The 23592-nt window shown below is 72.4% G+C and carries 22 protein-coding genes and 1 pseudogene; 16 read left to right on the top strand and 7 right to left on the bottom strand.

Annotated features, from left to right (window positions below; genetic code table 11):
- Window positions 1-100: 100 nt before the first annotated feature.
- Window positions 101-1258, bottom strand: coding sequence for a histidine kinase (locus tag EXU48_RS01315; RefSeq protein ID WP_133105770.1), 1158 nt, complete (start codon window positions 1256-1258; stop codon window positions 101-103).
- Window positions 1259-1414: 156 nt separating this feature from the next.
- Between EXU48_RS01315 and EXU48_RS01310 the strand changes: the two genes are divergently transcribed.
- The 3 genes and pseudogenes from EXU48_RS01310 to EXU48_RS01300 form a co-directional block, all read left to right on the top strand.
- Entirely contained in the window at window positions 1415-1954 is a 540-nt protein-coding gene (locus EXU48_RS01310) for a hypothetical protein (protein ID WP_133105769.1), read from the top strand.
- The gene (locus EXU48_RS01305) at window positions 1951-3486 is read left to right on the top strand and encodes a multicopper oxidase family protein (RefSeq protein WP_133105768.1); all 1536 of its coding nucleotides are present in this window, start codon (window positions 1951-1953) and stop codon (window positions 3484-3486) included. The genes EXU48_RS01310 and EXU48_RS01305 overlap by 4 nt, the downstream gene beginning before the upstream one ends.
- 120 nt (window positions 3487-3606) lie before the next feature.
- Window positions 3607-3894: pseudogene (locus EXU48_RS01300) on the top strand (AfsR/SARP family transcriptional regulator); the annotation flags it as partial.
- Window positions 3895-4052: 158 nt separating this feature from the next.
- Here EXU48_RS01300 and EXU48_RS01295 read toward each other — a convergent pair.
- Window positions 4053-4937, bottom strand: coding sequence for an MFS transporter (locus EXU48_RS01295; protein WP_133105766.1), 885 nt, complete (start codon window positions 4935-4937; stop codon window positions 4053-4055).
- A gap of 87 nt (window positions 4938-5024) precedes the next feature.
- Here EXU48_RS01295 and EXU48_RS01290 point away from each other — a divergent pair, with 87 nt between their 5' ends.
- Complete coding sequence (locus EXU48_RS01290) at window positions 5025-6695, top strand: HNH endonuclease signature motif containing protein (protein ID WP_165962646.1); 1671 nt, start codon at window positions 5025-5027, stop codon at window positions 6693-6695.
- A gap of 273 nt (window positions 6696-6968) precedes the next feature.
- On the opposite strand, the gene EXU48_RS01285 is transcribed toward EXU48_RS01290, so the two are convergent.
- A complete protein-coding gene (locus EXU48_RS01285) occupies window positions 6969-7565 on the bottom strand; it encodes an SACE_7040 family transcriptional regulator (protein ID WP_165962645.1) in 597 nt (198 codons plus the stop codon).
- Between the two features lie 231 nt (window positions 7566-7796).
- Between EXU48_RS01285 and EXU48_RS01280 the strand changes: the two genes are divergently transcribed.
- The 5 genes from EXU48_RS01280 to EXU48_RS01260 are packed head-to-tail and all read left to right on the top strand — an operon-like array spanning window position 7797 to window position 13437.
- A complete protein-coding gene (locus EXU48_RS01280) occupies window positions 7797-9365 on the top strand; it encodes a carboxyl transferase domain-containing protein (RefSeq protein WP_133105763.1) in 1569 nt (522 codons plus the stop codon).
- A gap of 7 nt (window positions 9366-9372) precedes the next feature.
- Window positions 9373-11433, top strand: a complete 2061-nt coding sequence (locus EXU48_RS01275) for an acetyl/propionyl/methylcrotonyl-CoA carboxylase subunit alpha (protein ID WP_133105762.1) — start codon at window positions 9373-9375, stop codon at window positions 11431-11433.
- A 50-nt stretch (window positions 11434-11483) separates the two neighbouring features.
- A complete protein-coding gene (locus EXU48_RS01270; RefSeq protein ID WP_235856771.1) occupies window positions 11484-12098 on the top strand; it encodes a biotin transporter BioY in 615 nt (204 codons plus the stop codon).
- Window positions 12095-12601, top strand: a complete 507-nt coding sequence (locus EXU48_RS01265; RefSeq protein WP_133105760.1) for a MaoC family dehydratase — start codon at window positions 12095-12097, stop codon at window positions 12599-12601. Before EXU48_RS01270 ends, EXU48_RS01265 begins: the two co-directional genes overlap by 4 nt.
- Window positions 12598-13437 (top strand): HpcH/HpaI aldolase/citrate lyase family protein, encoded by an 840-nt coding sequence (locus EXU48_RS01260; RefSeq protein WP_133105759.1) that lies wholly within the window; start codon window positions 12598-12600, stop codon window positions 13435-13437. The genes EXU48_RS01265 and EXU48_RS01260 overlap by 4 nt, the downstream gene beginning before the upstream one ends.
- Window positions 13438-13491: 54 nt before the next feature.
- On the opposite strand, the gene EXU48_RS01255 is transcribed toward EXU48_RS01260, so the two are convergent.
- Together EXU48_RS01255 and EXU48_RS01250 are read right to left on the bottom strand one after the other, a co-directional pair.
- Window positions 13492-13944, bottom strand: coding sequence for a SufE family protein (locus tag EXU48_RS01255; protein ID WP_133105758.1), 453 nt, complete (start codon window positions 13942-13944; stop codon window positions 13492-13494).
- 61 nt (window positions 13945-14005) lie between these two features.
- Window positions 14006-14905: a sulfurtransferase gene (locus tag EXU48_RS01250; RefSeq protein ID WP_133106065.1), complete on the bottom strand. Its 900-nt coding sequence runs from the start codon at window positions 14903-14905 to the stop codon at window positions 14006-14008.
- A gap of 417 nt (window positions 14906-15322) precedes the next feature.
- Here EXU48_RS01250 and EXU48_RS01245 point away from each other — a divergent pair, with 417 nt between their 5' ends.
- The 7 genes from EXU48_RS01245 (at window position 15323) to EXU48_RS01215 (ending at window position 21554) form a co-directional block, all read left to right on the top strand.
- Window positions 15323-16036: an ABC transporter ATP-binding protein gene (locus EXU48_RS01245; protein WP_133105757.1), complete on the top strand. Its 714-nt coding sequence runs from the start codon at window positions 15323-15325 to the stop codon at window positions 16034-16036.
- Window positions 16036-16905: a hypothetical protein gene (locus EXU48_RS01240; protein WP_133105756.1), complete on the top strand. Its 870-nt coding sequence runs from the start codon at window positions 16036-16038 to the stop codon at window positions 16903-16905. Before EXU48_RS01245 ends, EXU48_RS01240 begins: the two co-directional genes overlap by 1 nt.
- 45 nt (window positions 16906-16950) lie before the next feature.
- A complete protein-coding gene (locus tag EXU48_RS01235) occupies window positions 16951-18213 on the top strand; it encodes a sensor histidine kinase (protein WP_133105755.1) in 1263 nt (420 codons plus the stop codon).
- Window positions 18210-18866 carry a response regulator transcription factor gene (locus tag EXU48_RS01230; RefSeq protein WP_133105754.1) on the top strand — a complete coding sequence of 219 codons (657 nt, stop codon included), beginning with the start codon at window positions 18210-18212 and terminating at the stop codon, window positions 18864-18866. Before EXU48_RS01235 ends, EXU48_RS01230 begins: the two co-directional genes overlap by 4 nt.
- A gap of 306 nt (window positions 18867-19172) precedes the next feature.
- Window positions 19173-20114, top strand: coding sequence for an ABC transporter ATP-binding protein (locus tag EXU48_RS01225; protein ID WP_133105753.1), 942 nt, complete (start codon window positions 19173-19175; stop codon window positions 20112-20114).
- Window positions 20111-20980 (top strand): ABC transporter permease subunit, encoded by an 870-nt coding sequence (locus EXU48_RS01220; protein WP_133105752.1) that lies wholly within the window; start codon window positions 20111-20113, stop codon window positions 20978-20980. The genes EXU48_RS01225 and EXU48_RS01220 overlap by 4 nt, the downstream gene beginning before the upstream one ends.
- Window positions 20981-21071: 91 nt before the next feature.
- Complete coding sequence (locus tag EXU48_RS01215; protein ID WP_133105751.1) at window positions 21072-21554, top strand: nucleoside deaminase; 483 nt, start codon at window positions 21072-21074, stop codon at window positions 21552-21554.
- Between the two features lie 23 nt (window positions 21555-21577).
- Here the strand turns inward: EXU48_RS01215 and EXU48_RS01210 are convergent, their stop codons facing one another.
- A complete protein-coding gene (locus tag EXU48_RS01210; RefSeq protein ID WP_133105750.1) occupies window positions 21578-22240 on the bottom strand; it encodes a response regulator in 663 nt (220 codons plus the stop codon).
- Window positions 22237-23391, bottom strand: coding sequence for a sensor histidine kinase (locus EXU48_RS01205; protein ID WP_133105749.1), 1155 nt, complete (start codon window positions 23389-23391; stop codon window positions 22237-22239). The genes EXU48_RS01210 and EXU48_RS01205 overlap by 4 nt, the downstream gene beginning before the upstream one ends.
- Window positions 23392-23592: the final 201 nt, after the last annotated feature.

Below are 23592 nucleotides of genomic sequence, written 5' to 3'. Positions count from 1 at the left end.
TCGGTCGGGTCTCGGTCGTCGCGCGCACCATCGGTCAGCCCGGTCGCCACCGTGTTCGGTCCGGGCGCGGTCGTCGTGGATCCGAGCGCGGCTGCGTTCGTCATCTGTCCAGCCTCGCCGGCAGATGCGCGTGCACCGCGAAGCCGCCGCCCTGCCGGGGTCGCGCGGTCAGGGTGCCGCCGAGCAGGTTGGCTCGCTCGGACATCCCGGCGATGCCGTGACCTCCGGCGCCCGCGGCACTCCCGGCATCCCGTCCGGCACCGACCCCGTCGTCCACCACGCTGAGGTGCAGGCGACCGTCGGCGACCTCCGCCGAGATCTCGACCCGGTGCGCCCGCGCGTGCCGGAGCACGTTCGTCAGTGACTCCTGGACGATCCGGTAGGCGGCGGCGTCGATCGCCCCCGAGAGTGCCCCCTCGGGGACGTCGACCTCGGTGCCGACCTCGAGGCCGGCCTCGCGCGCGGGGTCGGTGAGCCGCGCCAGCCCGGCCAGGCCGGGGGCGACGGTGCCGGGGTCGCGGAGCAGCCGGACCGTGGCCCGCAGCTCCCCCATGGTCTCGGCGGTCGTCGCCCGGATCTGGGCGACGGCGTGGTGTGCGGCCTCGTCGTCGTGCCCGATCGCCTCGTCCGCGACGTTCGCGTGCACGGCGACCACCGACAGCGTGTGACCGACGACGTCGTGGACGTCCCGGGCGATCTGGACCCGTTCGGTCTGCAGCCGCTGGTCGGCGAGATACTGCTGCTCGGCACTGGTCAGGGCGGCGATCCGCTCGGCCTGGGCGCGAGCCCGCCTGCGGGTCCGCACGCTCACCCCGAGGGCGATGGCGGCGGCGGCGAGCGCCACATTGGTGAGCAGCTCGTACCCGAGCAGGTACGCCGTCGGCTGACCCTCGGCGATCCGGAAGTAGGCCGCGACGCCGATGAGCAGGGCGCTCCAGGCGGCGGACCACCAGGGGTGCCCCTGCTCCGACGCGGAGTACAGCGCCGCGACCCCGGGCAGCGCGATCCCGATCGGCGGGAACCCGAGCGCGTAGTACACGAACACCCCCGCGACGGTGAGCACCAGCACCAGCCGCGAGAACCGCCGTCGGATCGCCATCAGCAGCCCGAACCCGACGGCGAACAGGTACGCGACCGCGGGTGCGGGCTCGGGATCGACCCGGCCCGGGTCGGCGAGGATCAACAGCGCGACGCTCATGGCGATGCCGACGCCGAGGAGCGCGTCGAGCACCCTCGGGTCCACCTCGCCGGCTCGCATGTCCCCCAGCCTAGGAAGAACCACCCCTGGGGGACATCCCGCAGGGGTCGGGGATCGCAGTCGCCTGGGAGCGACATCGGGTACCGACAACCTGCGACGGCCGGACGCACCTCCGGGCCGATGTGTGCGCGGGCGTGGATTCCTAGCGTCGAGGACATGAGCACACAACCCGAACGAGGCAACCCCGACCCCCGGCGCGCGCTGCCGGCCGAGGTCACGTCCCGGCACTTCGAGCAGCACCACGCCTCGGCGTCCGGCAATGCGGGCCCGGCCCCTTACCAGGGCCGTCCCGGCCCACCCGCCCCCGCCACGAAGCCGACCCCGGCGCCCCTGTCCTGGGTGCTGATCGTCGGCCTCGGCGCCCTCACCCTGCTCTGGCCGCTCACCGCGGCCAGCCCGATCGCCGACGAGTTCGGCGGCCCCGAGCGCGCCCTCGTGCTGCGCTCGGTGATCGCGATCGCCTGGATCGCCGTGGTCCTGCTCGCCAGGGTCGCCCGCCCGCTGGCGACCCTGACGCTGGCCGGGCTCGCCTCCGGGGTGATCACCCTGCTGGTCGACGTCATCCTGGCGCCCGCCGGGCTCGGTGAGGGGCTGATCGCGCTGCCGTTCGCGGCGATCCCGATCCTCGCCGTCCAGACCCTGTTCGGTGCCGTGACCGGCCTGATCGCGCTCGGCCTGCAGAGGCTGTTGCGATGACCGGGGCGAGGACACCGGACCGAGCGAGCCTGCGCCGTCGGACGTTGTTGCTGCTTGCCGCCGGGGCACCGGCGGTCGTCGCCGCGGGGAGCCTGGCCGCGTGCGGGGCGAGCGTCAGCCCGGTCACCGAGCCGGACGCGTTCGACCGTCCGCTTCTGATCCCGCCGTTGGCCGAGTCCAGCGTGGCCGCCGACGGCACCCGTGTGTTCACCCTCGAGGCGCGCGCCGGGACGTCCCGGTTCCTCGACGACGCGACCACGTCCACCTGGGGCTTCAACGGCGACTTCCTCGGCCCCACCCTGCGCGCCGAGCGCGGCGAGCGGGTCGCCGTCGAGGTCACGAACTCCCTGCCGGAGACCACGAGCGTGCACTGGCACGGCATGCACCTGCCGGCCGCGATGGACGGCGGGCCGCACCAGAGCGTCGAGCCCGGCCAGACCTGGCGCCCGGAGTGGACGATCGACCAGGCCGGCGCCACGCTCTGGTACCACCCGCACCCGCACGGCACCACCGAGCAGCACGTCTACCAGGGCCTGGCCGGCCTGTTCCTGATCGACGACGGCGAGACCGAGGCCGCCGCCCTGCCGGACGAGTACGGGGTGGACGACATCCCGGTGATCGTGCAGGACAAGAGCTTCGACGACGGCGAACTCACCATCGACGACGGCGGCAACGAGGTGGGGCTGCTCGGGTCGACGATCATGGTGAACGGGACGATCGGGGCGGTTCTCGACGTCACCACCGAGATCGTCCGGTTGCGGATCCTGAACGGCTCGACGGCGCGCACGTACTCGTTCGGCTTCGCCGACCGCTCGTTCACGCTCGTGGCGAGCGACGGCGGGCTGCTGCGCTCGCCCGTCGAGCTCGATCGGATCCGGCTCTCGCCCGCCGAACGCGCGGAGATCCTGGTCCGGATGGAGCCGGGCACCGAGGCGATGCTGCACTCGTTCAAGCCGGAACTCGGGCGGGTCGCCGTGCCGTTCGCGGTCGGCGGGAACGACGAGTTCGACGTGCTGAGACTGCGGGCCGCGGACTCGCTCGCCCCGTCCTCGGAGCCGGCCGGGGCGTTCTCCGAGTTCGGGCTCGATGCCGCGGCCGTCGCGACCACCCGGACGTTCCAGCTCCAGGGGCGGGAGATCAACGGGCAGCGGATGGACATGGGGCGGATCGACGAGTCCGTGCAGGTGGACACCACCGAGATCTGGGAGGTCCGCAACCAGGACCTCTCGCCGCACAACTTCCACGTGCACGACGTGCAGTTCGAGGTGCTCGACATCGACGGCGACGCCCCGCCGCCCGAGCTCGCCGGACGCAAGGACACCGTCTACACCGAGCCACAACGGACCTACCGGCTGCTGATGCGGTTCGAGGACTACAGCGACCCCGCGATGCCCTACATGTACCACTGCCACCTGCTCCGGCACGAGGACGAGGGGCTGATGGGGCAGTTCGTCGTGCTCGCGCCGGGTGAGGTGGCGCAGCCACCGGCGGGGGCGTCCTCAGGAGGTGGATCGGGCGGGCACGAACACTGACGCCGACGCGGCCGGGCCCGCGATCGTTGCGGTCGTAGTCTGGCTCGATGCTCACCCTCAGGGTGCTGGGGCGGTTGACCGTCAAGCGCGAGGACGAGGAGTTGGAGCGCGGGGGCCCTCGGGCACGCCTCGTCCTTGTGGCAGGGACCGGTGCTCGCCGGCCTCGACAGCATCGCGTTAGAGCCATCGATCCAGCGGTGGGAGGACACCCGGCTCGCCGTGCTGGAGGATCTGGCCCGGCTGACCCTCGGGACGGACGCGGCCCGCGGGCTCGTCGGCGAGTTGTCCACGGCGGTCGCCGATGCCCCGCTGCGGGAGCGCCTGCGCTGCCTCCTCGTGGACGTGCTGTGGCGATCCGGGCGCCGGGCGGAGGCGATGACCGTGTTCCGGGAGGGCGAGCGGCTGTGACGAACGGAATTGGGCCTGGAGCCGGGAGCCGAACTGAAATCACTGCACGAACGGACACTGCAGGGCGACGCCCCGTGCGGTCCGGTCAGCACAGTGAGACCGGGGCAGGCCACGGAGTCCGGTCGGAGGCCGACGCCCTACCAGTTGCCTGTCGACGTCTACGGGTTCGTCGGCCGCACCGACGAGTTGGCCACCATCGACGCTCTCACGCAGGACGCGAAGATCCCAGGCGAACGGACGACCTCGACCGGACAATCGGCGAGCATCATCGCACCGGTCAGCAAGGTGGTTCCGGCCAGGTCAAGTTCCCGGTCCCGGGATCCCCGCAGCCCGCGAAGCGGCCAGGCCGCGACGGCGACGACGAGCACGACAGGAAGCACCACGAGGAAACTGGCCCGCCACCCCACCAGGCTCACCACGATTCCCGGCACCACCAGCCCGACGGAGAAGCCTGCCGCGCCCATGGAGCCGTAGAGGGCCACGGCCTTGTTTCGGGCCACGCCCGCCGGCAATCCCTCGGTGATCAGCGCGAGCGCCGCCGGGGCGCTCAGCGCGGCCCCGATGCCCTGGATGATCCGGCCGAGCATCATCAGCCAGATCGTTCCGGCCGCCGCACACACGACGGATCCCGGGGCGAAGGCGATCACGCCCGCGAGGAACACCGGACCTCGGCCCCGGACGTCAACGAGTCGCCCGGCGCCAGGCAACAGCCCGGCGTAGGCGACGAGGAATGCCGCCGCACCAGACCCAGTTCCGGCCCGTTCGGGTCGAACGCCTCGTCGAGTGCAGCCACTTGGACGTTGATGCTGGACGAGCTCATTCCCTCCACCAGCATCGCGAGACAGATGGCGGTGACGCGTAGGCCGCGAACCGGTGTGCGTGCGGTGCTCGACGGCTGTCCCATCGTGATCTCCTCCTCCAGCCACCGACGTCGATGGCACTCGGAGGACCGTAGGAGCCTGCGGTTGATGCTCGGTTGCAGTTCGATTGACCGGGCGCCGGGGCAGGCCAAGTCGGGCCCCCCGATGCACCGCTATCCACATTGGCTTGACACCCTCATTGCCTTGTGGTCGTACCCGCGTAACGTGGTTCTCATTGGTACGCGCGTTCGAGGTGGGGAGGTGAGGATCATGGACTGGACCACCGGTCACACGTCGGGCGAAGGCAGCCCGGAAGGTGGCGGCGCGCAGCCCGCGGACCTGGCCACCGACCCGCGCCGCGATGCCGCCCTGGCCGACCTTCTGACCGGGTCCCTGGACGACCGGCTCTACGTCCTCGACGCGGTGACGGCGGCGCTCGCCGACGTCGACCGGCTCCAGGAACAGCACGACCACACGGGGCGGGCGCTGGGCGAAGCCAGCGTTCGGGCCCACCGCGACGTCGAGATCCTCACCGGTCGGCGGTTGGACTGGCTCGCGGCGGAGAAGGCCGAGGGCATGTGGGACCTGTCCGGGCGCGTGCGCACCTACACCCAGCACGTGGCCCGCACCCACAAGATGTCCTTCGCCCGGGCCTCGCGCGAGGTCCGACTCGCCGAGCGACTCTGCAACGATCTGCCCGAGGCCCGCGAGGCCATCCGACGCGGCGACCTCGGCGTCGAGCAGGCCGCGCTGATCTCCAGCGTCGCCGCCTCGAGTGCCGCTCGCCGCGCCGCCCTCCGGCTGCCGGCCCGCGGCCTGAGCCAGGGAAGTGACGCCGAGCCGAGCCAGCCGGGCGAGGCAGCCGACTCGACGAGCACAGGCACCGAGGCCGGTGCGGCCGGCGCCACCGGTGAGGCGTCCTTCGACGACGATGCGACCGCGGAGTCGGTGATCCTGCACCTGGCGAGCACCGGATCCTTCGAGGACCTGCGCGTGGTCTGCAAGTACTTCGCCGCGCTCTCCGACGCTGAGTCCGACGAACGCGGCTACAAGGAAGCCTGCGAGCGCGAGTTCCTCGACCTCGCCGCCACCACCGGCGGCTTCCACCTCTCCGGATTCCTAACGGACGAACATGGCCAACTCGTCAAGCAGGCACTGGCCGCCCTGACGCCCGTCCCGGCAGCCGACGACACCCGCACCGCCAGCCAGCGCCGCGCCCAGGCTCTCGCCGACGGCGCCCAGTTGATTCTCAACCAGGGCCTGGCCGGTAAGGGTCAGTCCGTGCGCCCCCATATGGGCGTCCTCATCAGCGCGCCGGAGTTCGAACACATCGTCGCCACCAGCGCCCGGCACGGCTGGGGAGGCGGGGACGCCACATCCGTGCGCGACTCGGCCATTCCCGACTGGGCCCGCGCAGCCGACGCCTGTGACGCGCGCCCGGAGTTCGGTCGGGACCTACCGCCGCTGCGGCCCGGCACCGGCGGTCTGACCAACCTCAAGGCCCTCGAGAACGTGGACTGGCACGCGATCCTGTCCCAACCGCCGGCCACCTGGGCCGATGGCACCGGCCCCGTCCCACCCTCCGTGCTGCGCCGGATCGCCTGCGGCGGCGAGATCTACCGGATCATCTTCGGACCGGACTCCGAGGTCATCAACGTCGGGCGGGTCCACCGCCGCTTCACCTCCGCGCAACGCCGCGCCATGATCGCCCGCGACCGACACTGCACCTACCCCGGTTGCACGGCCCCGCCGGCCCTGTGCGAGGGCCACCACGCAAACGTCCATTGGGCCGCCGGCGGGAACACCGACCTGCCCAACGGCGCCCTGCTCTGCTTCTATCACCACCGGTTCGTGGATACCCGCCAGATCGCCATGGTCTGGGAGGGCAACCAGTGGGTGTTCTACACCGCCGACGGTGACCGCATCGGACCCGGGCCGTAAGGGGAGCCGGGCCGGTCCGGCCCCCTCCTCGGGCGCGCCCGCGCATCGGCCTCAGACCACCAGATTGCAAGCCGCAAATCGGTGGAGGATCGCCGCAGCGACCCAGCGACCCCGGCGACCCAGCGCCCCAGCGACCCAGCGACCCCGGCGACCCAGTGCCCCAGCGCCCCAGCGCCCCAGCGCCCCAGCGCCCCAACGCCCCAACGCCCCAACGCCCCAACGCCCCAACGCCCCAACGCCCCAACGCCCCAACGAGCGTCACATCCTGGCGACCTACACGGATGAGGCGTCCCCGGCGACCCGGACGGATGCCGCGACGCTCGCCAGTGCCGCGAGAGCCATGGTGCGCAGCAGGACCTCCATCTCAGACCGGGCCAGCCTGGCGCTGTGCGGGGTGGAGTTGATCAGTCCGAACACGGCGTGCGCCCCGGATCGAGCGGTCGGCTCTCCGACCTCGGGATGCAGCTCACGGATCAGCCGGACCCAGATCTCGACATACTCCCGCTGTAGCCGGCGGACCTCATCGCGGTCGGGCTCGCCCAGGCTGTCCAGGTCCCGGAACTGGATGGTGATCAGCGGGAGGTGATCCAGCGCGAACTCGATGTGCCAATCGACCAGGGCAGCGAGGGCGGCGGGAGGGTCCTCGGCGGCCTCCGAGCGGCGCCGGCCCTCGGACAGCAAAGTCGCGCTGATGGAGACCAGCATCTCGCTGAGGAGAGCGCCCTTGCTCCGGAAGTGCCGATAGAGGGCGGGCCCGGAGATCCCGACCGCTGCGCCGATGTCATAGATGGAGACCCCGCGGTAGCCGTGGCGCGCGAAGAGGTCCGCCGCCGCTGCCAGGATCTCCTCGCGTCGGGACCCAGCAGCCACGGGTCCGGTGCGAGTCCGTCCGGCCACGGAACCAGCACCCCGTGCGCTTGTAGCAGAACCCGACCCGGCCGCCGCCGTTCGGGGCCCGGCAGCCGCTCCCCGCGCCGGCCCAACTCCCGACCCTGAGGCAGATGTCGCGGATGCGCTCATACCAGGGAGTCTAGACGCTGCAGTTAGCGACTGCTAACGTCGTCGTTATCGACTGCTAACTCGCAGAGGAGGGTCGCCCCGGTGAAGACCGATCCCGTCACGACGCTCTCGTCGCTCACCGCCGAGTTGCGTGAGCGGCTGATCACGGTCCGGCTGGGCGGCAGTGAGTCCTCCCGCGAGCGCCATCTCGCCCGCGGCAAACTGCTGGTCCGCGACCGGATCGACCGGCTGCTCGATCCGGGGTCGCCGTTCCTAGAACTGTCACCACTGGCCGCCTACGACATGTACGGCGGCGACGTCCCCGCCGCGGGGATCGTCACCGGCCTCGGGCAGGTCGCCGGGCGGACCTGTGTCGTCGTCGCCAACGACGCGACCGTCAAGGGCGGTACGTACTACCCGATGACGGTCAAGAAGCATCTGCGGGCCCAGGAGATCGCGGCCGCGAACAGACTGCCCTGCCTCTACCTCGTGGACTCCGGCGGCGCCTACCTGCCCCTGCAGGACGAGGTGTTCCCGGACCGGGACCACTTCGGCCGGATCTTCTTCAACCAGGCCAGGATGTCGGCCAGCGGGATCCCCCAACTCGCCGCCGTGATGGGCTCGTGCACGGCCGGCGGCGCGTACGTACCCGCGATGTCCGACGAGTCGGTGATCGTGAGGGACCAGGGCACGATCTTCCTGGGCGGGCCGCCGCTCGTGAAGGCCGCGACCGGTGAGGTGGTCACCGCCGAGGAACTCGGCGGCGGCGACGTGCACGCGCGACTGTCGGGGGTCGTCGACCACCTCGCTACCGACGACGAGGACGCCGTCGGCATCCTGCGCCGGATCGTGGGCACGATCGAGCGGTCGACCAAGCCCTCGATCCGACAAGTCACCGTCGAGGAGCCGGCCCAGGACCCGGCGGCCCTGCTGGACCTCGTGCCGACCGATCCCCGCGTGCCCTACGACGTGCACGAGGTGATCACCCGGATCGTCGACGGCTCCCGGCTCGCCGAGTTCAAGGCGCTCTACGGGGAGAGCCTGGTCTGCGGGTTCGCGCACGTGTGGGGCTTCCCCGTCGGCGTCGTGGCCAACAACGGGATCCTGTTCGGCGAGTCAGCACTCAAGGGCGCGCACTTCATCGAGTTGTGCAACCAGCGCGGGATCCCCCTCGTCTTCCTCCAGAACATCAGCGGCTTCATGGTGGGGCGCGAGTACGAGCGTGGTGGCATCGCCAAGGACGGCGCGAAGCTGGTCACCGCCGTCGCGTGCTCCGTGGTGCCGAAGTTCACCGTGGTCATCGGCGGCTCCTTCGGTGCCGGGAACTACGGCATGGCCGGGCGCGCGTTCGACCCGCGGTTCCTGTGGATGTGGCCGAACGCCCGTGTCTCGGTGATGGGTGGTGAGCAGGCGGCGGCGGTGCTGGCCACCGTCCGCCGGGACGGCATCGAGGCCCGCGGTGGCGAGTGGCCGGCGGATCAGGAGACGAAGTTCGTCGATGGGATCCGCGAGCAGTACGAGCGGCAGGGATCGCCCTACTACTCGACCGCGCGACTCTGGGACGACGGCATCATCGATCCGCTCGACACGCGCCGGGTCCTCGGGATGGGGCTGGCCGCGGCCGCGAACGCCCCGATCCCTGCGCCCGGCTATGGCGTCTTCCGGATGTGAGGAGCGCATGTCCTTCGGAACACTCCTGGTCGCCAACCGTGGCGAGATCGCGGTACGGGTGCTGCGGGCCGCCCGCGACGCCGGCCTGCGAACTGTCGCCGTCTACTCCGACGCCGACCGCGACGCCCCGCACGTGCGGGTCGCCGACACCGCGGTCAGGCTGGGTCCGCCCCCGGCCGCCGACTCCTACCTGTCGATCCCCGCGCTGATCGACGCCGCCTCCCGGTCGGGTGCGGACGCGGTGCACCCTGGCTACGGGTTCCTGTCCGAACGCGCGGAGTTCGCGAGCGCGTGCCGGGAGGCGGGTCTGGTGTTCGTTGGCCCCTCCCCCGAGGTCATCGAGCTCATGGGCCGCAAGGACGAGGCACGCCGGATCGCTGCGGCGGCGGGCGTGCCGATGCTGCCCGCCGTCGAGGGTGCCGACGACGCGGCGCTGATGACCGCGGCGCGCGTCGAGATCGGCTTCCCGCTCCTGGTGAAGGCCGTCTCGGGTGGCGGGGGCAAGGGCATGCGGATCGTCCGTGAGGACGCCGCGCTGCCCGCGGCCCTCGCGTCCGCTCGCCGCGAGGCCAAGGCGGCCTTCGGTGACGACACGATGCTCATCGAGCGCTACGTCGAGCACGGTCGCCACATCGAGGTCCAGGTGCTCGCCGACTCCCACGGCAACGTGCTGCACCTGTACGACCGGGACTGCTCAGTCCAGCGGCGCCACCAGAAGGTCGTCGAGGAGGCGCCCGCTCCCACCATCAGCACCGCCGTGCGGGACACCGTGACGAGCGCCGCCGTCCGGCTCGCGAGCCAGGTCGGGTACGTGAACGCGGGCACCGTGGAGTTCCTGGTGCAGGGCGAGGAGGCGTACTTCCTGGAGATGAACACCCGGCTCCAGGTGGAGCACCCGGTCACCGAGCTCGTCACCGGCGTCGATCTGGTCGCCGAGCAGCTCCGCATCGCCCAGGGCGAGGCCCTCGCCTTCACCCAGGAGCAGGTCACCGTCACCGGGCACGCGATCGAGGCCCGGGTCTACGCCGAGGACCCGGGCGCCCAGTTCCTTCCGCAGGCCGGGGTCGCACGGACGGTGCGCTGGTCCCCGCGCGCCCGGGTCGACGAGGCACTCGTCGGCGGTCAGGAGGTCGGCACCTGGTACGACCCGATGCTCGCCAAGGTCATCAGCCACGCGCCCACCCGGGAGGCCGCCCGGCAACGGCTCGTCGAGGCGATCGACGACTCCGCCATCATCGGACTCACCACGAACCTCGGGTTCCTGCGCCGGCTGCTCGCCGGCCGCGAGTTCACTGCCGCACGGATCGACACGGCGTGGCTCGACCGCGCCGACACACCGTTCCCGGTCGATCTCCCCTACCTTCCGCTCGTCGTCGCCGCCTGGCTGCTTGCCGACGACGGCGATCCCCCGCACCCGTTCCGGGCGCGGGACGGCTGGCGCGACGGCGGACCTGCCGCCCCGATCGTCCGAACCCTCACCGTGGGCGAGGTTCGGCGCATCGTCCGGGTCGACCGGAGCGCGCACGAGGTGCGCCTGGAGGGCGGCCGCCCGCCAGGCGCCGGTCGACCGGGCTCCGCAGAGCACGCCGGAGGTGACGGTCACCGGGTCGCGACCGTGCACCCGATGCTCGCCCTGCCCGGCCGAGCACGGCTGGAGATCGACGGCGTCGTGCACGAGGTGACGCACGAGCTCGACGAGTTCGAGGCGGGGTCCGCCGTCGTCTGCCTGCACGGCCAGAACCACACGATCCGGCCCGCCAGCAGCCTGGCCGCCGAGCACGCCGCGCCCACCGAGGATGTCGTTCGCGCACCCATGCCCGGCCTCGTCCTGAGCGTCGTCGTCCAGGCTGGACAGACCGTGGTCAAAGGAGAACACCTCGGCGTGCTCGAGGCGATGAAGATGGAGGTGACCCTGACGGCGCCGCACGACGGGACCGTCGGCACCGTCGCCGTGGCCTCGGGCGACCAGGTCGCGGCCGGGCAGGAACTGTTCTCGGTGACCTCCGACAGCCACGACAGTGAGACGGGCGGGGCGGCCACTGTGGCGACGGGCGCGCCTGCGCCATGATCGACCACGTCCACGCGTATCGCCCTCCCGATCGGAGAATCCGAATGTCGATGACTCTCAGTCCACCCGTGCTCGGCGATCTGCTGCCCGGGACCCGCGTGCGCGACGCCGCCCTCGTGGTCGGCGGCGCCACCACCGTTGCTCTGGTCGGCCAGATCTCGGTCCCGCTGCCGTTCACTCCGGTCCCGCTGACGCTCGGCACGTTCGCCGCGCTCGCCGTCGGAGCCGCGCTGGGTCCCGTCCGCGCCATGCTCAGCCTCGGCCTGTTCCTGGTCGCCGGGATCGTCGGCGCACCGGTGTTCGCGGGCTGGGGCTCCGGATGGGAGGCCGCCTCCTTCGGCTACGCCCTCGGCTACCTGCCGGCCGCCGCCCTCGCGGGCTGGCTGGCCGCCCGCGGCGCCGACCGCTCCGTCTGGCGAGCGGCCGCCATGTTTGCGGCGGCCGGCGCGGTGATCTACCTGTTCGGCGTTCCGTGGCTCATGGTCGCCCTAGGAGTTGGCCTGCCCGAGGCGATCGCGCTGGGCGTGCTCCCCTTCCTGGTCGGCGACGTGCTCAAGGCAGCCGCCGTCGCCCTCCTCCTGCCCGGCACCTGGCGACTCCTGGGCAGCCGCACCGGATCGGATGACCCCGCCGACCCGGCCCTGCAGGGGTGGCACTCGACATGACACAGCCGTCACAGCCGCGCGCCGTCGTGGTACAGCGGGGTCTCTACTACGAGGAGTTCGACACCGGCGTGCTCTACCAGCACCGGCCGGGGCGCACCGTCACCGAGGCGGACAACGTGCTGTTCACGACCCTCACCATGAACACCCAGTCGCTGCACCTGGACGCCGCCTGGTCCGCGAGCCAGCCGTTCGGACAGCGGCTGGTGAACTCGATGTTCACACTGGCCACCCTCGTGGGTTCCTCGGTCGCCCAGTTGACCCAGGGCACCATCGTGGCCAATCTCGGGTTCGAGGCGGTCACGTTTCCGCATCCGCTCTATCACGGTGACACGCTCTATTCGGAGACGCGTGTGCGCTCCAAGAGGCTTTCCTCCTCACGCCCCGGTCAGGGCATCGTGACCCTCGAGCACACCGGTCGGAACCAGGACGGCACCATCGTCGCCACCGCCGTCCGGTCCACCCTGGTGTGGTGCGCGGACGCGATCGGCGAGGGCTCCCGGTGAGTGCGGCAGCCCCGGCGAACCGGGCGAACCGGAACTGGGGTCCGGCACTGTTGTTCTGCCCGGCCGACCGGCCGGACCGGTTCGCCAAGGCGTCCGAGCGAGCGGACGCCGTCATCCTCGACCTGGAGGACGCCGTCGCCCCGGAGCGCAAGACCCAGGCCCGGGCAGCGCTTCGCGCCGAACCACTCGATCCGGCCGACACGATCGTGCGGGTCAACCCCGCCGGTGGTCCGGAGTTCGAGGCCGACCTCGAGGCCCTCGCCGGCACCGACTACCGCACGGTCATGCTGGCCAAGGCGGAATCGCCGGCGCAGGTCGCCCGCCTCGACGGCTTCGACGTGATCGCCCTGTGCGAGACCGCGCTCGGGGTGCTGGCCGCGCCAGTGCTGGCGGCCGCCCCAGCCGTGCACGCCCTGATGTGGGGCGCCGAGGACCTGCTGGCCTCCCTGGGCGGCACGACGAGTCGCGGCCCCGACGGCGCGTATCGGGACGTCGCTCGAACGGCCCGTTCCGCGGTGCTGCTCGCCGCGGGCGCGTATGGCAAGGCAGCGATCGACACGGTCCATCTGGACATCGCCGATCTCGACGGGCTCGCCCGGGAGGCCGAGGACGCCAACGCGAGCGGGTTCAGCGCGACGGCCTGCATCCATCCCGGGCAGGTCGAGACGATCCGCGCGGCGTATCGACCCGGCCCGGATCAGGTCGCGTGGGCCAGGGAAGTCCTCGCGGCCGCGGGGGCCCGACCGGGAGTGTTCCGGCACCGGGGCCGGATGGTCGACGAGCCGGTCCTGCGTCAGGCCCGCGCGATCCTCGACCGGATCCACACCCCGGACTGATCGAGGTCAGGGGCCCGCGGACTGCTCGGGCCCGATCCGCCGAACCAGCCGAGGTCAGATCCCGGACTTCTCCCGCACCTGCCGCTTGATCCGGCCGAGCATGCCGGCCATGCCGCGCAGGCGCAGCGGGCTGACGGCATCGGCGAGTGCGAGCCGGTCGGAGATGTCGTTCGGCACCGCCAGGGCGTCCGCGACGGAGAGCCCGTCCAGGCCCTCGTGCAGGATCCCGGCGAAGCCCCGGGTCGTCGGCGCTTCCGCCGGGGCCGAGAAGAACAGGTGCACCACCGCGTCCGGGCCGGAGCCGTCGACCTCGACGATCAGGAAGATCGGCGACTGGCACTCCGGCACGCCCTCGAGCAGCTCCGGGTGCGCCGCGTACCGTTCGGGCAGCTCGGGCAGACCGGTGGAGAACTCGAGCAGCAACTGCAACCGGTCCGCCGTCGTGAGCGCGTTGAAGTCGTCGACGATGCCCGCCAGGGCCGTGGGCAGGTCGGACGTATCGATCATGGAGCCAAGTCTGCCATCGCGGCCATCGGGCCGCGTCCGGCGCCGGTCCCCGCGGGGGCCGTCATCGAGCGTGGATCTCCCCGGGCTCGGTGCCGCGCGCGATCGGCACCCGCACGGAGTTGCCCCACTCGGTCCAGGAACCGTCGTAGTTGCGGACGTCCGGGAAGCCCAGCAGGTGCTGCAGGACGAACCAGGAGTGCGCGGAACGCTCCCCGATGCGGCAGTAGGCGATCACCGGCTCCGTCGGGGTGAGGCCCTTCTCCTGACGGTAGATCGCGTCCAGCTCGGCGCGGGAGCGGAACGTGCCGTCCTCGTTCGCGGCCCGGGCCCACGGCACCGATTGCGCACCGGGGATATGGCCGCCGCGCACGGTGCCCTCGTCCGGGTAGTCGGGCATGTGGGTGCGCTCGCCGGTGTACTCCGGGAGCGACCGGACGTCCACGAGCTGTCCACCGAGGAAGCCGAGCACGTCCTCCTTGAACGCACGCACGCCGTCGTCCTCGCGCGGGACCACCGGGTAGTCGACGGGCGCCGGGCTCGGCACGTCGGTGGTGAACTCGCGACCCTCGGCCACCCACTTGGCCCGGCCGCCGTCGAGCAGGCGCACGTCCGGGTGTCCGAACAGCGTGAACACCCACAGGGCGTAGGCGGCCCACCAGTTGTTCTTGTCCCCGTAGATCACGACGGTGGTGTCCCGGGAGATGCCCTTGCCGCCGAGGAGTCTCGCGAAGCCTTCGCCGTCCACGTAGTCGCGCGTGACCGGGTCGTTCAGGTCGAGGTGCCAGTCCACCTTCACCGCACCCGGGATGTGGCCCGTCTCGTACAGCAGCACGTCCTCGTCGCTCTCCACGACGGCCAGCCCGGGGTCGCCGAGGTGGTCGGCGAGCCACTGCGTGCTCACCAGCCGCTCCGGGTTGGCGTAGGCCGTGAACTTCGGGTCGTCGTCGTGGGGCAGCGCCATCGTGGTCTCCTTGCTCGGGGTTGTGTCCATCCTGACACCGGCCCTCGCCGGTGACCGAGCCGGAACACCGGTGTCCGGATGCTGGTCAGCGGTCGCGCCCGACGCCCTCACCGACCCGGTCGGGTATCCGGCGGATCCGGTGATACCTCCGGGTCGGTCGAGGGTCACGGTGGGACCTCCGGTTCAGCCCGCTGACCACACCCCCTCCGGTCGGGGACCGCAACGGACACCGCCCCGACCCGCCTCGGACCCGGTGTCCCGCACTCGGCAGCCGCGTCGTCCCGCGTCCACCACCCGCCCGTGTCCGCCCGCGTGTCCGCCAAAGGTTGGCGCCCAGGTTCCCCCCTGCGCCAGACGATTCCGCGCGCGGATCCGGACAGGCTGAACACGTCAACCCACCCATCGCCGGAGGAACCCATGCACGCGATCGAGATCACGGATCTCCACAAGTCGTACGGACCCGTCGAGGCCTTGCGCGGCGTCAGCTTCACGGCCGCGGAGGGGCGCGTCGTCGGGCTCCTCGGCCCGAACGGGGCCGGCAAGTCCACGAGCGTCAACATCCTGCTCGGGCTCGCCCGGGCCACGTCGGGCACCGCCGCGATCAACGGCCGCGCCTACGGAGACCTGGACCACCCGGCCGGCACCGTCGGCGCCCTGCTCGACACCGGCGGCCTGCACCCCGGCCGCACCGGCCGCGACCACCTGCGGGTCCTCGCCGCCGCCGCCCGACTGCCCGAGGCGACGGTCGCCGTCGTCCTCGAGAAGGTCGGGATGGCCCGCGCCGCGGACCGCCGCGTCGGCACCTACTCCCTCGGCATGCGCCAGCGCATCGGGCTCGCCGGCGCGCTGCTCGGCGACCCGCGGATCCTCGTCCTGGACGAGCCCGCGAACGGGCTCGACCCCGCGGGCATGGCCTGGCTGCGCGGCATGCTGCGCTCGTTCGCCGACGGCGGAGGCACCGTCCTGCTCGCCTCTCACGTTCTCGCCGAGGTCGCCCAGGTGGCCGACGACCTCGTGGTCATCGGTGAGGGGCGGGTGCTCGCCGACGGGCCGCTCGCCGACGTCATGGCGGGCGACACCCTCGAGCACGCCTACCTCGACCTGACCGCCGCCTCCGAAGGGATGCTCTGATGTACCGCTCCGAACTGCTCAAGCTCCGGACCACCCGGGCCGCCTGGATCATCGCCGCCGTCGCCTGGATCGGGATGATCGGGGTCCAGGGCCTGACCCTGGCCCTGCCGCGCCTGGTCACCTCCTTGGGCTCGGGAACCAGCGACCTGCCGCCGGAGGTCGCGGCCGAACTCGTCCCGGACCTGGCCACGCTCACCGACCTCGGCAGCCCCGCCCTGCAGCGCTCCCTGCTGGACCTGCTCGCGCTCGGCCCGGGCAGCTCGAGCGTCGGGCTCACCGTGATGGCCGTGCTGGTCCTCGGCGCCCTCGTCGCGACCACCGACCTGCGCACCGGCGGCATCGTGCCGACCGCGCTGATCACCCCGTCCCGCCCCCGGATCCTGGCCGCGAAGGCCGCCGCGGGCGCCACGGTCGCGGGCATCGTCGGGGTGGGGCTGGTGGTCCTGACTGCGCTCGGGCTGTTCCTCGCGGTCACCATCACCCCCGGTGCGGAACTCGCGCTGAGCCCGGGTGAGGTCCTCGGGATCTGGGGCCGCGGGCTCGCCGTCCTGGTCCTGTTCACCTGGCTCGGGCAGGCGATCGGCACCCTGATCCGCGGCCAGGTCGCCACCCTGATCACCGTCGGCGCCCTGATCGTCGCCGAGCCGATCCTGCGCGGCATCGTGAGCTTCATCGGCGGGGGTGGTCCTGCCGTCACCGACTGGCTGCCGCTCGGGCTCGGCTCGCTCGCCTCGGTGGGCCCGGGCGCCGGGATGCTCGCCGGCCCGGCCGGTCTCGGAGCCCTCGGCGGGCTCGTCGCGCTGGGCGCGTGGGTCCTGGTGCTCGGCTTCGGAGCGCTGGAGACCTTCCGGCGCCGCGACCTCGCATGACGCGGCTCACTACGCTGGGCCGAACGATGAACGAGGGGCGATGAGGTGACCGAACCGGTGCGGGCCCGGCTCACCACCCTGCGCCCGCGCACGACCACCGGCCGCGACACCGTCGTGGCCGGTGTGGTCGCGCTCCTCAATGTGATCGGCTTCGCCGGGCTCGAGGTCCTGGTCGCCGGCGGCATGGCCGAGGAGCTCGGCCTGGACGTCGAGGCCCTGTCCGGCACCCCTCGCGCCGTGGTGTACGCCCTGCTGGTGGCCCAGTCCGCGGCCCTGATCCTGCGCCGCCGGGCGCCGGTGCTCTGCTTCGGGCTCGCCGTCGGCGCCCAGATCCTGATGGCCCCGCTGCTGCCGGACCTGGTCAGCTTCCGGGGGCTCGCGACCCCCGTGGCCGCCTACGCCCTCGGCGCCTATGCGCCCCGGCGCACCGCCGCCGTCACGGTCGCCGCTGCTGCCGTGGCCGAGGCCCTGCTGAACGTCACCCTGGGCGGGCCGGAGGCGATTCCCGACGGCGGCCCGGTCGTCAACTTGTTGGGCTCGCTCGCGTCGGCGCTCGCCGTGTACGGCATCGCGTGCTTCGTCGGCGTGTACATCGGCACCCGTCGGCAGCTGCTCGCCTCGCTCCAGGCCCAGGTGGACGCGGCCGCGGCCGAGCAGCAGAGCCGGGCCGCGCAGGCCGTGGCCGCCGAGCGGTCCCGGATCGCCCGGGAACTGCACGACGTGGCCGCCCACCACCTCTCCGGGATCGTGGTGCAGGCGGCCGCGGCCGAACGCCTGATCGGCGCCGACCCGGCCCGGGCCCGCGAGTCGATGCGCTGGATCCGGACCCAGGGCCGCGAGACCCTCGACAACCTGCGCCTCGTCGTCGGGCTGCTCCGCGGCGAGGGTGGTGCCGAACAGACCCCTCAGCCGGGCCTCGCGGACGTCGACGACCTGATCGACGGCGCCCGGGCCGCGGGCGCGCGGGTCTCGGCCCGGGTGGACGGCGAGCCGTGGGACCTGGGCCCGACGGCGGAGCTCACCCTGTACCGGGTGCTGCAGGAGGCCCTCTCCAACGCGCGGCGCCACGCACCCGGCCGCGGCATCGACATCCGCCGCGAGTACACGCCCTCCGCCTGCGTGCTCACGGTGCGCAACCCGGCGACTCCGCCACCGCCCGCCGACGGCCGGCCGGCCGCCACGGGGCACGGCCTGGTCGGGATGCGCGAACGCGCCCAGATGCTCCACGGCGACCTCTCCGCCGGCCCGGTGGCCGGCGGAGCCTGGCAGGTCCAGCTGACCATCCCCCGACCGGGAGGAACCTCATGACCACCGTGGTGCTCGTCGACGACCAGGCCGTGGTGCGGGCCGGCTTCGAGGTGATCCTGCGCTCCGAGGGCATCGAGGTGGTCGGGCAGGCGTCCGGGGGTGTCGACGGTGTCCGGATCGCGCGGGAACTACGCCCGGATGTGGTCTGCATGGACGTGCGGATGCCCGGCGGTGACGGGATCACGGCGACCCGCGCGCTCGCCGGCCCGGACGTCGCCGATCCGATCCCGGTGCTGGTGGTGACCACGTTCGATCTGGACGACTACGTGTTCGGTGCACTCGAGGCCGGCGCGAGCGGGTTCCTGCTCAAGGACGCCGACCCCGACGTCCTGGTCGACGCCGTCCGGCGGGTCGCGTCCGGCGAAGGCCTGGTGGACCAGAGCCTGACCAGGCGGGTGCTGCGGGAGTTCGCCACGCGCCGGTCCGCGACACCGCGTGACGTCGCCGCGGCCCGGCTGCTGACGGCCCGCGAGCACGACATCCTCGGGCTGCTCTGTCGGGGCTCCTCGAACGCCGAGATCGCGGCCGCGCTGCACCTGGAGGCGAGCACCGTGAAGACGCACCTGTCTCGGATCATGACGAAGACCGACACCCGGGACCGGGTGCAGCTGGTGGTCTGGGCGTACGCGCGGGGCATCGCCGAACCCACCTGAGCAGCGGAGTGTGAACCCTGGCTCGATGAGCCTGCGCCTGTGCGCTCCGACCCACCGGCACCCTGACTCGCGCCGACACGCGGGTCAGGGTTCACCCCGGGCCGGGCGGTCGATTCTTCATCCGTTCGGTCGATGGTCCGGCTCTGTCGTTTCCGTCTCGAGCGCGATCCGCCCGCAAGGCCTGAGCCGTAGCGTCGACGGCAGCCGAGACCCGCGACAACCCTCGCATCGAGGTCCGGACGGCCCGTCGGGGGCGGACCCCACGTGGGCCTGCCACGACCGCTGACCACGAGAGAAGAGATCCCCATGATCGAGGCACACGAGCTCACCAAACGCTACGGCGACAAGACCGCCGTCCACGGCATCAGCTTCACGGTCCGGCCGGGCACCGTCACCGGCTTCCTCGGCCCGAACGGCGCCGGCAAGTCCACCACCATGCGCATGATCGTCGGACTCGACGCACCCACCTCCGGCCGGGTCACGGTCAACGGCAAGCGCTACGCCGAGCACCGCACCCCGCTGCGGGAGGTCGGCGCCCTGCTCGAGGCGAAGGCCGTGCACCCGGGCCGCTCCGCCCGGGCCCACCTCGCCGTGATGGCGGCGACCCACCACATCAGCCCGAAACGCGTGGACGACGTCATCGAGCTGACGGGCCTCGCCACGGTCGCGAACAAGCGTGTCGGCGGGTTCTCCCTCGGCATGGGCCAGCGGCTCGGTATCGCTTCCGCCCTGCTCGCCGACCCGCAGACCCTCATCCTCGACGAGCCCGTCAACGGCCTCGACCCCGAGGGTGTGCAGTGGGTCCGTACGCTCGTGCGCCAGCTCGCCGCGCAGGGCCGCACGGTGTTCCTCTCCTCGCACCTGATGAGCGAGATGGCCCAGACCGCCGACCAGCTGCTCGTGATCGGCAAGGGCCGGATCATCACGTCCGGTCCGGTGCAGGAGGTCATCGACGGGGTCTTGGACAGCACGGTCCGGGTGCGGTCGCCGCAGGCCACGGATCTCGCAGCGCTGCTCCGCGCGGCCGGTGGCACGATCACCTCACCGGAGCCGGGCGCGCTGGAGGTGCGTGGTCTGAGCGGGGAACTCATCGGCGACACCGCGGTGGCCCACCGCATCGCCGTGCACGAACTCGCCACTCAGCAAGCGTCGCTCGAAGCCGCCTACATGGCGCTCACGCAGGACGCCGTCGAGTACCGATCCGATACCACCGCACCCGAACCGATCCTCACCGGAGCGACCCGATGACCGCCATGACCAGCACCCCTCGACCCGCCACGCAGGTGGCGCAGTCCGTTCCCCGCGTGCGGCCGCTCGTGCCGGCACGGCTCGACTTCGCCGGCGTCCTGGGCGCCGAAGGCCGGAAGCTCTTCTCGCTCCGCTCCACGTGGTGGACGCTCGGCCTCACCGTCGCGCTGCTGGCGCTCATGGCCGTCGGCCAGGCTGCCGCGATCGCGGACAGTCTCGGCTCGCCCGAGGGCGCCGCGGCATTCGCGGACGTGCACGGCGCCGAGCTCGTCACCGGCGGCTACCAGTTCGGCATGCTCACGATCGCAGTGCTCGGCGCCCTGCTCATCACGAACGAGTACTCCTCCGGCATGATCCGCTCCACGTTCGCCGCCGTGCCTACCCGGCTGCCCGTGCTCGCGGCGAAGGCGATCGCGCTCGCCGGGGTCACGGTGGTCACGAGCGTCATCGGATTCGCGGCCTCCTACGCTGCGACGCTGCCGATCCTGCGCGAGCACGACCAGGTGCCGAGCCTGACCGACGGGACCACCTGGCAGATCGTCGGTGGCGCCACCGCCTTCCTCGTCGCGGCGGCGTTGTTCGCCCTCGGCGTCGGCACCCTCCTGCGCTCCACCGCCGCGTCCGTGACCGTCGCGCTCACCGTGCTGCTCCTGTTGCCTGGCATCCTGCAGTTCATCACCCTGGACTGGGTGCAGAACCTCGTGGAGTACCTGCCGCTGCCGGCCGCGACGGCCTTCGTCACCGTCAGTGACGCGTTCGGCGGGTCCGGTGGCTTCACGCCCTGGCAGGGCGCCGCGGTGGTCGCGGCCTGGGCACTTTTCCCGATGATCGCCGCGGCTGTCGCACTGCGGCGCCGCGACGCCTGAGCAGCCCCAGCACACCACCGGACGCCCGCGAGATGCGGGCGTCCGGTCCGGCGGTGCGGCTCGGGCCTCCCGGGCTGCCACCCTGGGAGGCATGATCTCCGCCGTCGACCTGGACCGCCTCCGGCGCTGCGTGGCGCTCGCCCGCACCGCCCTCGAAGCCGGGGACGAGCCGTTCGGCTCGATCCTGGTCGGTGCGGACGGCACCGAGTTGTTCGCCGACCACAACCAGGTCTCCGGCGGCGACCACACCCGCCATCCGGAGTTCGCGATCGCCCGCTGGGCGGTGGCGAACCTCGCACCCGCCGAGCGCCGCACGGCGGTCGTGTACACCTCCGGCGAGCACTGCCCGATGTGTGCCGCCGCCCACGGCTGGGTCGGGCTCGGCCGGATCGTCTACGCGGCCTCGTCCGCCCAGCTCGCCGGCTGGCTCGCCGAATGGGGCGTCGAGCCCGGACCGGTCGCCACGCTGCCGATCACGACAGTGGTGCCCGGCGCGCCCGTCGACGGCCCCGCCCCCGAGCTCACCGAGGAGATGCGGGCGCTCTACCGGCGGGCGTTCCGCCCGGCCCGCTGAGCCACGCGACCGCCGCCCGGTCCTCAGGAGCCGGGGGTGCTCAGCACGCCGAGATGGAGGGCGCGCAGCACGGCGCGGGTGCGGTCCTTGACGCCGAACTTCGCCAGGACCGTGGAGATGTAGTTCTTCACGGTGCCCTCCGCCAGGGAGAGTGCCTCGGCGATCTCGCGGTTGCTGAAGCCGCTGGCCAGCAGCCGGAGGATCTCGGTCTCGCGCGGGCTCAGCGGCTCGGGGGTGGGCAGGTGGGTGAAGTCGTCGGGCACGGGCAGTGAGCCCAGCCCCTGCAGCAAGCGTTCGGTGAGCGCGGGCTGGACCAGCGTGCCGCCGTCGGCCAGGGTCCGGATGGCACCCACCAGTTCCTCGAGCCTCACATCCTTGAGCAGGTAGCCCTTGGCGCCGGCGCGAAGCGCGCGCAGGACGAGTTCGTCGTCGTCGAAGGTCGTCAGGACCAGCACCGGCACCTCAAGGCCACGCCGGCGAAGCTCCTCGAGGGTGGCGATCCCGTCCCGGTTCGGCATCCGCAGGTCGAGCAGCAGCACGTCCGGGGCGAGGTCCGCGACCAGGGTCAACGCCTCGTCCCCGTCGGCCGCGTGCCCGATCACCTCCACCTCGCCGCTGATCGCGAGCAGACTCTCCAACCCCTCGCGCATCAGGGTCTGGTCGTCGGTGAGGACCACCCGGATCATGCCGGCACCCGCCGGCGGGCCGGAAGCTCCGCGAGCACCCGGAAGCCCGCAGACCCGTCGAGCGAGACCCGCCCTCCGAGCGACTCGACGCGTTCGCGAAGCCCGTTCAGGCCGTGCCCGGCGACGACGCGCGGCGCGCCCTGGCCGTCGTCGAGGGCGTCGAGGCGGACCGTGCCGTCGGCCGCGGTGAGGTCGATCCACAGGTTGTCCGCCCGGGAGTGACGGATGGTGTTGGTGGCGACCTCCTGGACGACGCGCACGATGACGGCGGCCCGCTCGTCGTCCACCACGAGCCCGGGTTCGATCGTCAGATGTACCCGCGGGTGCGGGACCTCCTCGGTCACGTCCGCCAGCGCGGCCGGGAGATCGAAGCGGCGGCGGCGTTCGGTCCCGACCACCGACCGCACGTCGGCGAGCACCTCGCGGGTGATCGCCCGGCCCCGCAGGACATGCTCGCGGCCCGGGCCGGCGACCTGGTGGGAGGCCACCTCCAGCTCGACGGACAGCACCGTGAGCTGGTGGCCGAGGACGTCGTGCAGTTCGCGGGAGATCCGCAACCGCTCCTGGGCCTGGCTGGACTCGGCCAGCAGCGCGCCCGTGCTGCGCAGTTCCACATGGGCCACGGTGAGGTCCTGGAGTGCCTCCTCGACACGCCGCTGGCTCCACATCATGGCGGCGCTGGCCGCCTGCAACACGGCGTAGAGCAACGTCGTGAGGAGGAGGTCCACCGGCCGGTTGGGCTCGGTCACCAGGGGCCCCAGAGCAGCGCCCTGGGCGAGCACGACTGCGGAGTTCCACCCGATGACGGTGGCGATGCCCCGCAGTTCCAGATGGATCGCGGCGGTGGCGGCGGTGAGCACCAGCAGGATGAGGTTGAGGCCGCCCCGGTTGGGGGAGAGCAGCACGACCGCGGTGCTGGCGAGCACCGGGACCGCCACGAGCAGCAGCCGCGCACCGGCCGTCGCCGGCAGGGGCCGGACGGCGAGGACGATCTCCCCCACCAGAAAGGTGCCGAACGCCACCAGCCACCCTGCGAAAAGAAGCCACGACCCGGCCGACAGGACCGTGGCTCCCTCGACCACGCCGACGAGCACACACAGCACGAGCATGCTCACGCCCGCCCAGATCTGGACCCGGCCCGTGCGTTCCATGCCCCCACCCTAGGGAACGGGCACCGCCGGGGGCAGGTGCCGGAAGTCATGCGCGGAACCGGTGACGACCGGCAGATGTGCTGGACCCTGCCGGATTCCTAGCGTGGAGGCACGCCGGTCGGAGGGCCGGCGTCCGGAGCCGTGGCGGCCGGGCACCCCGAGGGTGACCGGCGCGCGGCGACCGGGACCCAGAACCGAGGA

The sequence above is a fragment of the Occultella glacieicola genome (genome assembly GCF_004353825.1).
Lineage (GTDB): Bacteria > Actinomycetota > Actinomycetes > Actinomycetales > Beutenbergiaceae > Occultella > Occultella glacieicola.
This window is presented reverse-complemented; position numbering and strand designations above follow the sequence as displayed.

Coding starts and splice junctions, on each gene's coding strand:
- EXU48_RS01245 (WP_133105757.1), top strand. CDS start 15,323: ATGCACGCGATCGAGATCACGGATCTCCACAAGTCGTACGGACCCGTC.
- EXU48_RS01215 (WP_133105751.1), top strand. CDS start 21,072: ATGATCTCCGCCGTCGACCTGGACCGCCTCCGGCGCTGCGTGGCGCTC.
- EXU48_RS01250 (WP_133106065.1), bottom strand. CDS start 14,905: ATGGCGCTGCCCCACGACGACGACCCGAAGTTCACGGCCTACGCCAAC.
- EXU48_RS01310 (WP_133105769.1), top strand. CDS start 1,415: ATGAGCACACAACCCGAACGAGGCAACCCCGACCCCCGGCGCGCGCTG.
- EXU48_RS01230 (WP_133105754.1), top strand. CDS start 18,210: ATGACCACCGTGGTGCTCGTCGACGACCAGGCCGTGGTGCGGGCCGGC.
- EXU48_RS01295 (WP_133105766.1), bottom strand. CDS start 4,937: ATGTGGATAGCGGTGCATCGGGGGGCCCGACTTGGCCTGCCCCGGCGC.
- EXU48_RS01255 (WP_133105758.1), bottom strand. CDS start 13,944: ATGATCGATACGTCCGACCTGCCCACGGCCCTGGCGGGCATCGTCGAC.
- EXU48_RS01275 (WP_133105762.1), top strand. CDS start 9,373: ATGTCCTTCGGAACACTCCTGGTCGCCAACCGTGGCGAGATCGCGGTA.
- EXU48_RS01210 (WP_133105750.1), bottom strand. CDS start 22,240: ATGATCCGGGTGGTCCTCACCGACGACCAGACCCTGATGCGCGAGGGG.
- EXU48_RS01305 (WP_133105768.1), top strand. CDS start 1,951: ATGACCGGGGCGAGGACACCGGACCGAGCGAGCCTGCGCCGTCGGACG.
- EXU48_RS01240 (WP_133105756.1), top strand. CDS start 16,036: ATGTACCGCTCCGAACTGCTCAAGCTCCGGACCACCCGGGCCGCCTGG.
- EXU48_RS01315 (WP_133105770.1), bottom strand. CDS start 1,258: ATGCGAGCCGGCGAGGTGGACCCGAGGGTGCTCGACGCGCTCCTCGGC.
- EXU48_RS01225 (WP_133105753.1), top strand. CDS start 19,173: ATGATCGAGGCACACGAGCTCACCAAACGCTACGGCGACAAGACCGCC.
- EXU48_RS01220 (WP_133105752.1), top strand. CDS start 20,111: ATGACCGCCATGACCAGCACCCCTCGACCCGCCACGCAGGTGGCGCAG.
- EXU48_RS01265 (WP_133105760.1), top strand. CDS start 12,095: ATGACACAGCCGTCACAGCCGCGCGCCGTCGTGGTACAGCGGGGTCTC.
- EXU48_RS01205 (WP_133105749.1), bottom strand. CDS start 23,391: ATGGAACGCACGGGCCGGGTCCAGATCTGGGCGGGCGTGAGCATGCTC.
- EXU48_RS01270 (WP_235856771.1), top strand. CDS start 11,484: ATGACTCTCAGTCCACCCGTGCTCGGCGATCTGCTGCCCGGGACCCGC.
- EXU48_RS01290 (WP_165962646.1), top strand. CDS start 5,025: ATGGACTGGACCACCGGTCACACGTCGGGCGAAGGCAGCCCGGAAGGT.